Source organism: Saccharicrinis aurantiacus (genome assembly GCF_001660705.2).
Lineage (GTDB): Bacteria > Bacteroidota > Bacteroidia > Bacteroidales > Marinilabiliaceae > Saccharicrinis > Saccharicrinis aurantiacus.
Genome location: NZ_LYBV02000001.1, coordinates 356,147 through 367,031 on the forward strand (window position 1 = coordinate 356,147; position 10,885 = coordinate 367,031).

Below are 10,885 nucleotides of genomic sequence, written 5' to 3' on the forward strand. Positions count from 1 at the left end.
TTTGTTTGTACGTACGATAGTTTTCGACGTTAGGTTATTATATTCTTATAAGTACTTAAAGGTACTTTGTTATTTCATTATTCCGGCTTTTAAAAAAGTAACTTCTTTTGCTGATAAATAGCGATACTTCCCACGAGGGACATCTTTTTTGGTAAGGCCTGAGAAGTAAACTCTATCAAGTTTAACAACCTCGTAACCTAGGTGAGCAAAAATTCTACGGACAATTCTATTTTTTCCAGAGTGAATTTCAATGCCAACTTCAAGTTTATTATCCTGTACCAAGCTTATTTTATCTGATTTAATAAAACCATCCTCTAACTCAAAGCCTTTATCTATTGCATCAAGATGCTCTTGGGTAATGGGTTTATCAAGAAAAGCATGGTAAATTTTGCGGTGTTCGTGACTAGGGTGGGTTAGCTGCTTTGTTAAATCACCATCGTTGGTTAAAAGTAAAACCCCAGTAGTCATTTTATCAAGTCTGCCAACTGGGTATATGCGTTCCTCACAAGCATTTTTTACTAAATCAATTACCGTTCGTTTGGCATGCGGATCTTTAAGTGTAGTCACATAGTCTTTTGGCTTATTCAAAAGAATATAAACCATTTTCTCTATAATTAATTCTTTACCCTCGTAAACTACTTTATCTGTTTTCTTCACCATGGTGCCCATGGCGGTTACAACTTCTCCATTCACAGAAACCAACCCTTCAGCTATTAATTTGTCGGCTTCTCTACGGCTACAAACACCAGTGTTTGCTACAAATTTATTTAAACGTATAGTGTCTTTTTTTTGAGTGTCAGATGATTGTTTATTTAGGTTATCATCTGTTTTTTTATTGGGTTTTTTCTTATCGAAGTAGTTGCCGTTCATTTTGATATATCTAATTTTTGCAAAGTTCTTAAAATAATCTGAATACTAATACAAAATGGATAGAATTTGACGAATTGAGGGTGGGAGCTATCGAAGTAATTATACAAAAAAAAGGAACACCTGTTTATTGGTGTTCCTTACTTAATTATAAACCCTAAAATCTATGAAAAAATCTAATGCTACGAAAAAAAAGCATTTTACACAAGCTGATACATAATTAACACGAGTGTGGTAAAATTGTTTAGCTATGTGCAATAATAATATATTCTGATTTCTAGAGTGTTGTTTTATTTCTTGGTGACCTTTGATTCAATTTTATCAGCGAATAAATGTGTTGTAATTGTATCGCCTTCTTTTACATCTTGTTTATTTTTGATGACTTTACCATTGGCATAAGAAATGGAATAGCCTTTTCGTAATATGTTAGTGGGATTTAGGAGTTCGTTGGTTTTATTAAAAATGTTGAGGTTTGATTTTTCTTGATTGATAAAATGGTGAACCCGCGTATTTAATCGAGGTTTTACCTGTTGTAGTTTAAGCCTATGTTGGTTAATTATATTCTGACTCGAGTAATCGATATTCAGTTTGCTTTTATTCAGAAATGCACTTTCATTTTGTATAAAACGAGAGGTTTCTGATTTCAGAATATGCGATAAGTTTTGGAGTCTACTTTCTTGACTTAAAATGGCATTCTTAACCAGAGGTTTTAATCTGGCCGAATTATTATTGTGTTGATTTTTAAGTTCAGAGATTATTTGTTCGGAGCTATAGATTAATTGGTTTTTATATTCACTGAGATCATTATTAAATTCAGTGGCTAACTCAATTATAAATTCGGCAACAGCAGTTGGTGTTTTTAAATGCGTATGGGCAACCAAATCCACAATGGATTCATCTCGCTCATGACCAATACCCGAAAAAATAGGTAATGGGAATTGCGCGATATTATAAGCAATCCAATAGTTATCAAAGGCCATTAAGTCGGAGCTTGAACCTCCTCCTCTTATGATTGCTACAGCATCAAAGAAACCTTCATGTTCATATATTTTTTCAAGAGCTGCAGTAACAGATTCTTCGGTTTGATCGCCTTGCATAATTGCAGGGAAGAGTTTCGTATAGAATTTAATGCCAGCTTTGTTACTGTTTAGTTGATTCATGAAATCTTCATACCCTGCGGCAGAAGGAGAGGAGATAATGGCAATTTTTTGAACCACCATAGGTAGCTCAATATCCTTATTCATATCAATTACCCCTTCTTCGGTGAGCTGTTTAATGATCGCCTGTCTTTTTTGAGCCATATCTCCCAAAGTATAGTTCGGGTCGATATCTCTAACATTTAGGCTTAAACCATACACTTCTTGATAATCGATACTAGCCCGTATCATAACTTTGATACCTGACGATAGTGTTTGGCCAGTGCTCGATTCAAAATAAGGTTTCAACATTCTGTAGGTGTAAGCCCAGATGTTGGCTCTGGTTTTGGCAATTATCTGTTCGCTACCTTTTTCTTTCTCAATTAGCTCAAGGTAACAGTGGCCATTGCGCACCTCTCGTATTTCGCTTATTTCAGCAACCACCCAATAGGTGTCATCAAATTGGGTGTGAATGGCCTTTTTTACATTGTTATTTAATTCGAAAAGAGAAAGAGGGGCATCGCTCATAATCTGTTTATTGTTTTGTTAGTTTAATAGTTTGAGATTGGTTATTGTAGGTAATTTGAGCAATATAAATGCCTTTACTGAGTTGGTTTAGGTTGTTTAATGTCAATTGAGAATGAGGCGCAAATTGCTCAGTTCTCATAATGGTACCACTAATGTTGTATAGTTTAATGGTTATGTCACTATTGATAGAGTTTGGTGCGTTAAAATGAATACTATTGGTAAAAGGGTTATTGTAGGTGGTAAAGGTAGTGTGGCTATGTTTTGTATTTACGCTATTTTCAATATCTAATATATCAGCAAAGTTCGGTATTCCATATCCCAGTTGTTCTGTTGGGTTTGAAATTAAGTGGGCACTTTCTTTAATTCGGGTAATAATTTCTTGGTTGCTAAGTTGGGGTAATGCCTGTTTTATACAGGCAGTAAATCCGGTAATAACAGGAGCAGAAAAGCTTGTTCCGTTGCCTCTTGTAATATTACCATCGAGGCCTTGTATGGCCGTGCTCGATCCTAGAGCAACCACATCGGGTTTCACCCTTCCATCGGCTGTGGGGCCGAATGAACTAAAATAAGAAGGTTCGTTACTAGAATCAACAGCCCCAACGGTAAGTACATTTTCGCCATCGGCAGGACTTATAATATATCTCCAGGTTTCGTCTCCTTCATTGCCAGCACTGTTTACCACAATTATTCCTTTTGAAAAAGCAATTTCAGCAGCCTTCACAATTGTAGAAGTTTGCCCATCCATATCCGCATAAGTGTAGCTCATGTTAGAATCGTCAAACTCATAATAACCAAGTGAGGAGCTTATGATGTCGGCACCAATGCTATCTGCTTTTTCGGCAGCACATACCCAATAATACTCTTCAACCGGATATTCAGTTGCTGCATCTTCAGTTCTATATAAGAAGAAGTTGGACTTAATAGCACTTCCTTTAAATTCATTCTCTACATATCCGCCAATAATAGAAAGAACTTGCATGCCATGCTGATGCTCCTGGAATATATTTCCAGTTGGATTTACAAAATCGTAAGCATCTAGTATTTGATTATTCTCCCATAAGTGTACAAAGCTTGGGAGTGAATTTACATCTTTAAAACCAGCATCAAGCACTGCAATGTTTATGCCTTCGCCATTATAATTTTGGTGCACATACTGACCTTTCACCATTGCAGTTTGTGTCCACGAATTACCATAAGTAACATTAACGGCACTTGGTGTAGCGTTTTTAAGCGGCTCGTTGTTCTTTTGTATTGTATTGGTCAGTTGTGGTTTCCAAATCAAATCAACTTTGCTCACAAAACTCAAAGCTTTTATTTCATCAATAGCTTCTGCGTTGCTGCTTTCAATAATAGCACCGTTAAGCCATTTTGAAGTATGTAAAACCTTAACTGATTTTGATTGGATAATAGTAAGATAGCTTGAGGTAACGGGTAGGTCGTTTTCAACAAGCTCAATATTCTGATTTGTTCGGCGTTCTAAAGCCTCAGGACTTAAGAATTCCTGAGGGGCAGACAGTGAATAGTCGTTGCTATTTTTATCAGTAAATGAAACAAAATATTTTTGCGCATCAATATTTATTGTGATGCAGCTTATAATGAGTAATATGAATAGCGTAACTTTTCTCATGTTTATGCATTAAAAAGTTCTGATGTAACCATCAGGGTTGTTTTTAAATTCTTCTGGGTCTTTTATTTTACCCTTATTCATTTCAAATTCTTCAAACATCTTTTTCTGTTTCTGATCAAGCGAATCGCCATTTAAAACAATGCCTTCATCGTAAAGTAACTTATACATAAAGTTGCCATTGGGTGCAAAAATTAACCACTCGCCATCCTCAAGCCCATTGATAAATTGTCCTTGTATTTCAACATTACCATTTTCGTGATATACCCAATAATCTCCATGTATCAGGTTATTTTTATAAGTAAGCTTTGTTTTTTTTGCTCCGCTTTCGAAATACTTTATGCAATCGCCATCCTTAATATTGTCTTTCCACATTGTGTCTTCCGATTTATTACCATTGCGGTAATAAAATGTGGTTAAGCCATTTTTAATATCATTAGTAAATGTTTCGGTAGAATTTAAACTTCCATCGTTAAGAAAGTAATTCCACTTACCATCTTTTACCTTGCCATGGTATTTACCTGTAGCCTGTATTTTACCATTTTTGTAAAATAGTTCAGCATCGCCATACTCACCATTTTCATCGTAATTGATTTTTACTTTCGGTCGGCCCGATTCATAATATCGAATCATTTCACCCACAGGCTTATCGTCTTTAAAGTTTACGCTGTATGCCAATCGGCCACTGCTAAAACGTTTTTCCCAATGCCCTTGTTTACGCCCTTGTGCATCTACTTTGTTAGTTGAAGCAGAAGATAGTTGCTTTTTAGAACTGCTTGATGGTACACTATTGCCAAAGATATCAGTGCCTTGTGCATAAAATGCGTTGGTGGTAATGGATAAAGCAAATAGTAAAAGTAAAAATTTCATCTATATTAATTATTAATCAGTTGATAAGCGATGTGCTATCCAAGTTAGCGCGGCAAATTTATAAGTATTCTATCAATATTTTTATGATATAAGAGAGAATATTGATGCAAATAAAAAAAGCCCCACATTATGTGGAGCTTTTAATACTATTATCTAAAGTGAGTGAATTACTTCACCTCTTCAAAATCAACATCAGTAACTTCATCGTCACCTTTAGCTTGCGCACCAGCATCTGGTCCTGGTTGTGCACCACCTGCTTGAGCACCTTCGGCTTGACTAGCGTTGTACATCTCTTGCGAAGCAGCTTGGAAAACTGTGTTTAACTCAGTTGTAGCAGCATCAATACCTTCAAGGTCTTCCGCTTTATGAGCAGTTTTTAGTTTTTCAAGAGCAGCCTCAATAGGCGCTTTTTTGTCTGCAGGTAATTTATCGCCAAACTCTGAAAGTTGCTTTTCAGTTTGGAATACTAAACTGTCAGCACCATTTAATTTGTCAATTTTTTCCTTAGCAGCTTTATCCGCATCAGCGTTAGCTTCAGCTTCGTCTTTCATTCTCTTGATTTCTTCATCGCTTAAGCCTGAAGAAGCCTCGATACGAATGCTTTGCTCTTTTCCAGTTGCTTTATCTTTAGCAGCTACGTTTAAGATACCATTAGCATCAATATCAAAAGATACCTCAATTTGTGGCTCACCTCTACGTGCAGGAGAAATTCCATCTAAGTGGAAACGACCAATTGTTTTGTTTTGGTTAGCCATTGGGCGCTCACCTTGTACAATATGGATTTCAACCGATGGTTGGTTATCAGCAGCAGTAGTAAATGTTTCCGACTTTTTAGTTGGGATTGTAGTGTTAGCTTCAATCAACTTAGTCATTACACCACCCATAGTTTCAATACCTAATGAAAGAGGTGTTACATCTAATAACAATACATCTTTAACCTCACCAGTTAATACACCACCTTGAATAGCAGCACCTACAGCAACAACCTCATCAGGGTTAACACCTTTTGAAGGCTCTTTACCGAAGAATTTAGAAACAATCTCTTGAATAGCAGGGATACGTGTTGATCCACCAACTAAAATTACTTCGTCAATTTCTGAAGGATTCATGCCAGCATCTCTTAAAGCAGCTTTACATGGCTCTAAAGTTCCTTGAATTAACTTGTCAGCTAATTGCTCAAACTGCGCACGGCTTAAAGTTTTAACAAGGTGCTTCGGAATACCATCAACAGGCATAATATATGGTAAGTTAATCTCAGTAGAATTTCCACTCGATAACTCAATTTTAGCTTTCTCAGCAGCATCTTTCAAACGTTGGTGAGCCATTGGATCCTTACGTAAGTCAATACCTTCGTCTTTTAAGAACTCATCAGCTAACCAGTTAATGATTACATCATCAAAGTCATCACCACCAAGGTGCGTATCACCGTTAGTCGATTTTACTTCAAAAACACCATCACCTAACTCAAGAATAGAGATATCAAAAGTACCACCACCAAGGTCAAAAACAGCAATTTTGATGTCTTTGTCCATTTTATCTAAACCATAAGCTAAGGCAGCAGCAGTAGGCTCGTTGATAATTCTGCGTACTTTTAAACCAGAAATCTCACCAGCCTCTTTAGTAGCCTGACGTTGTGCATCGTTAAAATATGCAGGCACTGTAATAACAGCCTCGTCAACCTCTTGTCCTAAATAATCCTCAGCAGTTTTCTTCATTTTCTGAAGTGTCATTGCCGAAATCTCTTGTGGAGAATATTTTCTATCGTCAATAGCAACACGTGGTGTGTTGTTATCACCTTTTACAATTTCGTAAGGTACTCTTGTGATTTCATTAGGTACTGTATCATAAGTTTCACCCATGAATCTTTTGATAGAGTAAATGGTTTTAGTTGGGTTTGTGATAGCCTGACGTTTTGCAGGATCACCCACTTTTCTTTCGCCACCTTCAACAAATCCTACAATCGAAGGAGTAGTTCTTTTACCTTCACTGTTTGGAATTACAACCGGTTCGTTTCCTTCCATTACAGAAACACATGAATTGGTTGTTCCTAAATCGATTCCAATTACTTTTCCCATTTTATTAATTTTTATTTTAGTTTTTTATTTTCCTATTTCAATACGACTCTCCTTGTTTCAAACCCTGTGCCATTTAATAATTTGGGTTTTTTAGTGAAATATTGGCATGATTCGTTCCCCATTCATCTTTTTGCTGTCATTCAATAGTGACAAAAAGACATTTTGCCCATCCATTTACTGACACTGACTCGCCTTAATTAAGCATTAGGGCGGCCAGTGCGGCTATCCGCTATAGCCTTTATTAGCCATTGCCATTCTGCTAAACTGTGCGTGGGCTTCCTTTGGTCGCCTCCGCCAGCCAAGCATCATAAGCAATAGCCAACAAAGGGCTGCCGCTATTATCCGCGCCGCGTGGCAGTATGGTGCCAAAACAACATTAAAGTGCATGTTGTTTTTAATATATATATAAACAAAATCGATCGCTAATGTGTTGTAGGGTAAATATTTAATCTAAAATTAAATGCTATGAAGTTGAATTTTTTCACTGTAAGTTTTGTGATCCTATTAGGCTTAATTTCCTGTAATAACGATGATGATACAAATCCAGAACCCATCACTAAAGCAAACATCATTGGTTCGGTCAATTTGTATAACGAAGGCGTAACTCAAATTGAAAACTCAAATATGATTGTTAAAGTGGAAGGAACAGAAATTTCTGCAAAAACAGATGATGATGGTGATTTCACTCTATCAGAAGTGCCTTTTGGAACCTATACCCTTACCTATGAGAAGTCAGGGTTTGGCACATTTAAAAAATACAATATTGAACACACAAACACAGGGTCTTCAACTATAATTACAGCAAGTCCTTCGCTAGGAGAAATTTCTACTACCCAGATAACAGCTCTTGAATCTACTGTAAATGGGGATAACATTCAGCTTGCCATCACCACAATTCCTGCCGGAAATAATAGTAACACTCGTTATGTTCGGTATTTCCTTTCCTCTAACTCAAATGTTAGTAACGAAAACTATACTTATTATTCTCCGGGGCTAGTTTCTCAAATAAACCCCTTAGTTATTACGCTATCGCAGGATGATTTAATTAGTGCTGGTTTTTCATCAGGACAGACTGTATATGCGAAAGTATATGGAGACTCATTTTGGAGTAATGAATACGATGACTCAGATTTTGGCAGAAAAGTTTTTCCAAACTTGAATATGAATTCGGCCAATGCAGTATCTCTTATTGTTCCATAAATATTGACAGTATACAGTCGTTTTTGTTATGAAATCAAGGGTTATTGTCAATGTAAATTATGAACCTGTGCATACTATTGTAAAGTTTACAAAGAAGTTCTAATGCATAATGTTGGTTTAAAATTTATTTAGTATCAGCAAAAAAAAGGCCAGTACAGATATCAACCTGTACTGGCTTTGTGGTTTCAAACAGCACAATGTAATTGTTTTATAATGCTGTTAAATCAATTCTTATTAAAATAAGTACTGCACTGCAGCACCAATTCTGAAATAAGTACCATCAGTAATGGTTAATTTCATTTCAGGAGCTAGGTTAAACTGCTCGCTTAGTTTGTAGTTGGCTCCAATACCAATATTTAAACCTAATGAGGTATCTGAAGAACTAACAGCGGGTGTAGTAAAACCACCATAATTCATACTTGGTACGCTTACCTTAGCCGAAGTAAGTCCTAATCCGCCAATACCATAAACGTTTAAGTTTTCATCATGTTGATAAAAAACGTAATGCGCATCAAAATCAAAAATATTAAAGCTTACGTAATCCTTTTTAAAAATATGGCTGTAGCTAAATGACCCTTCCCATTCGCTGGTAAATTCGTAAACCCCGTCAAAAGTAAGTCCAATATTACCTATGTCTGTTGCAAATACTAAACCCGCACCGGCACGTATTCTTGAACTGTCGAATTCTTGTGCCATCACATTTACAGTAAGCACAAAGGCCAATAGTAGTAAAAAACTCTTTTTCATTTTTTGTAATTTATTAGTTGTTAAAATTTAATGTTATATGTTGTTGAGGTTCCCAATCGGTGTATTTGAAAGCTAGCACTCACAAGTGTGTAGAACGATACTTAAGTATGTAATATAATGAGGAACTCAAAGCATTTTGAGCGTTATAGAGCGTTTAGTTTTTTTATAATTATCGGGTAATAAATTATAGCTGTATTGGCTACAGCCCATCTTATGTTGTTTAGGTAGCATGTGTGTTTATTAGTTAGAGTCTATAATGCTTTTGGTATACGTATCGTCAATGATTATGTTGCGCAACGTTAGTGCGTAAAAACCTTATTTAGAAATATTTTTATTTGTAGTTTCCATTTTGTTACTAATATACAGAGTGTTATATTGTATGTATCTTTTACAAATACCTAATTACTATTATGTATTATTTAACAGATCGCCCATTCTTATTAACAATAAAGCTTGCTAAAATTTTTCTCGCAAAAGCAAGTTTAAGTATCCAAAACATCAATTTGCCATACCCATTTGTAACTCGTAATGAGTTGCGGTTTTGGCGCAAGGGCGTTTATTTTACAAAATAGTTCTGCGCCAAAACTACAGTGCTGTTTTAAGTTTAAAACAGCCTTGCGCCAAAGCCGCAAAGGTGAATTATTTTTAGAGCAGCCTTGCGCCAAAACCGATGCATCATTTTATAATTAAAATAAGCTTGCGCCAAAGCCGCAAGCCAATTGCAACAAAAAAACGGGCTTGCGCCAAAATTGCAAGCTTATTTACAATAAACTATAAACTCAAATTTTTAAAACATGGAAGAATTAACAATTAAGCGTGAAAGTGTAAATTATTCAAAGTTAACTAACAACCGATTTGTTTCATTAACACAAAAGGCAATTCAATATCCTACCATTCATGCGGTGCCTGCTGATCATATTGCCTTTGTTACTATGGCAAGTTTAGCTGCTAAAGTAGAAAGCCTAACAAAGCTCTTGGGAAAGGAGCGAGTATATAGTGATCGTAAGAGTTTAGATCAATTGGTAGATGAGCGTTGGTCTTATATGGTAGATCTGATGAGTGTTTTCTCCAATAGTTCAAATGCCGCAAAAAAGGAAGCAGCTTCATCGCTACTAGTGGTGTTCAATACTTTTAATAAAAATTTAGATTTACTCAATTTCGATGCTCAGTATACTCAAATTGGGGCTGTGCTTGATATTTGGGAAGCACCAGAGAATGCAGCTCATTTTAGCACCTTAGGTCTTGATGAAGATTTGCTTGCCCTACGCAAAGAGGTGAACGATTTTTTGAATTACGATGTAAACCGAAATAAAAACAGCGATGATGCGCCATCAGCTCGTGAATTGCGCAATAACATTAAAACGCACTTTATGCTTTGGTTAAACTTGCTCGAATCTTTGGCCAACTTAAATAAGGATGAGTATTGTTTTAAAGTTTTGAGCAGTATTAACGAGCAGCTTAAAGAGCAAAGTGCCTACTTAAAAGCCAAAACTACACGCAGCGAAGCCGAAAAGGAAGCCTAGTAGTAGTGCCCTGTAATTAAACTGTATTTTATTTCAGCCAAATTTTGGCGTGTAAAATACAGCTATGTTAGTTGTTACGGTTGTTGGTGCTACAGGCTGTAACAACTAACTTTAAAATATAAGCAAACTTAGTTTTGTAGTTTAAATAACTTGTCTATATTTGCACCCGCAATAAAGAAAACAACAAACGTTTAAAGATATATTGCGGGGTGGAGCAGTTGGTAGCTCGTTGGGCTCATAACCCAAAGGTCATCAGTTCGAGTCTGGTCCCCGCTACTAAGAAAGCCGAAGAATTAATTTTCTTCGGTTTTTTTT

The 10,885-nt window shown here is 36.1% G+C and carries 8 protein-coding genes and 1 tRNA gene; 3 read left to right on the plus strand and 6 right to left on the minus strand.

The features are described from left to right. Positions 1-69 precede the first annotated feature (69 nt). The 5 genes from A8B35_RS01360 to dnaK form a co-directional block, all read right to left on the minus strand. The gene (locus A8B35_RS01360) at positions 70-870 is read right to left on the minus strand and encodes a pseudouridine synthase (protein ID WP_075601796.1); all 801 of its coding nucleotides are present in this window, start codon (positions 868-870) and stop codon (positions 70-72) included. 287 nt (positions 871-1,157) lie between these two features. Beyond that, complete coding sequence (gene xseA, locus A8B35_RS01365; protein WP_075601797.1) at positions 1,158-2,531, minus strand: exodeoxyribonuclease VII large subunit; 1,374 nt, start codon at positions 2,529-2,531, stop codon at positions 1,158-1,160. Positions 2,532-2,538: 7 nt separating this feature from the next. Beyond that, positions 2,539-4,158: a S8 family serine peptidase gene (locus A8B35_RS01370; RefSeq protein WP_075601798.1), complete on the minus strand. Its 1,620-nt coding sequence runs from the start codon at positions 4,156-4,158 to the stop codon at positions 2,539-2,541. 9 nt (positions 4,159-4,167) lie between these two features. Beyond that, positions 4,168-5,025, minus strand: a complete 858-nt coding sequence (locus A8B35_RS01375; RefSeq protein WP_075601799.1) for a toxin-antitoxin system YwqK family antitoxin — start codon at positions 5,023-5,025, stop codon at positions 4,168-4,170. Positions 5,026-5,192: 167 nt separating this feature from the next. After that, positions 5,193-7,100, minus strand: coding sequence for a molecular chaperone DnaK (gene dnaK / locus A8B35_RS01380; protein ID WP_075601800.1), 1,908 nt, complete (start codon positions 7,098-7,100; stop codon positions 5,193-5,195). Positions 7,101-7,565: 465 nt separating this feature from the next. On the opposite strand from dnaK, the gene A8B35_RS01385 reads away from it, so the two are divergent. Continuing rightward, a complete protein-coding gene (locus A8B35_RS01385) occupies positions 7,566-8,300 on the plus strand; it encodes a carboxypeptidase-like regulatory domain-containing protein (RefSeq protein ID WP_222844078.1) in 735 nt (244 codons plus the stop codon). 234 nt (positions 8,301-8,534) lie between these two features. On the opposite strand, the gene A8B35_RS01390 is transcribed toward A8B35_RS01385, so the two are convergent. Then, positions 8,535-9,047 carry an outer membrane beta-barrel protein gene (locus A8B35_RS01390; RefSeq protein WP_075601801.1) on the minus strand — a complete coding sequence of 171 codons (513 nt, stop codon included), beginning with the start codon at positions 9,045-9,047 and terminating at the stop codon, positions 8,535-8,537. Positions 9,048-9,841: 794 nt separating this feature from the next. On the opposite strand from A8B35_RS01390, the gene A8B35_RS01395 reads away from it, so the two are divergent. Then, entirely contained in the window at positions 9,842-10,570 is a 729-nt protein-coding gene (locus tag A8B35_RS01395) for a DUF6261 family protein (protein WP_075601802.1), read from the plus strand. Positions 10,571-10,773: 203 nt separating this feature from the next. Next, positions 10,774-10,846 (plus strand) — tRNA-Met (locus tag A8B35_RS01400). Positions 10,847-10,885: the final 39 nt, after the last annotated feature.